The 687-nt window shown below is 46.6% G+C and carries 2 tRNA genes and 1 rRNA gene; all 3 read right to left on the reverse strand.

The window, feature by feature from the left end:
- Positions 1-297: 297 nt before the first annotated feature.
- A tRNA-Ala gene (locus QMX93_RS30800) sits at positions 298-373 on the reverse strand.
- Positions 374-383: 10 nt separating this feature from the next.
- Positions 384-460: transfer RNA gene (locus QMX93_RS30805), tRNA-Ile, on the reverse strand.
- A 123-nt stretch (positions 461-583) separates the two neighbouring features.
- Positions 584-687, reverse strand: a 16S ribosomal RNA gene (locus QMX93_RS30810); the annotation flags it as partial.

Here is a 687-nt window from a genome sequence, read left to right on the forward strand (position 1 = left end):
TACCACGTCTTTCATCGCCTCTGACTGCCAAGGCATCCACCGTATGCGCTTCTTCACTTGACCATATAACCCCAAGCAATCTGGTTATACTGTGAAGACGACATTCGCCGAAAATTCGAATTTCTCATTTAAGAGAACTCACAAATTTTACCTTAGCCTGATCCGTTACCAGTGAAAGTAACGTTCAGTCTATCTTTCTATCACATACCCAAATTTTTAAAGAACGATCTAATCAAAAGACTAGAAATCAATATTCTCAATGGAATACTCATTTCTAAGCTTTCAGAAGCAGTTATATGGTGGAGCCAAACGGGATCGAACCGTTGACCTCCTGCGTGCAAGGCAGGCGCTCTCCCAGCTGAGCTATGGCCCCATAACAAAATTGGTGGGTCTGGGCAGATTCGAACTGCCGACCTCACCCTTATCAGGGGTGCGCTCTAACCAACTGAGCTACAGACCCAATTTCGAGCGCGTAACTGTTAGCTTGGAGCTATCAGCTTGGAGCTTAAAGCTGCTTCTATCGTCTTCTTCAATGAATCAAGCAATTCGTGTGGGAACTTATGGAGCAGCTGATGTCGTCGATTAAGGAGGTGATCCAGCCGCAGGTTCCCCTACGGCTACCTTGTTACGACTTCACCCCAGTCATGAATCACACCGTGGTAACCGTCCTCCCGAAGGTTAGACTAG

The sequence above is a fragment of the Pseudomonas sp. PS01303 genome (assembly GCF_029959385.1).
GTDB lineage: Bacteria > Pseudomonadota > Gammaproteobacteria > Pseudomonadales > Pseudomonadaceae > Aquipseudomonas > Aquipseudomonas rustica.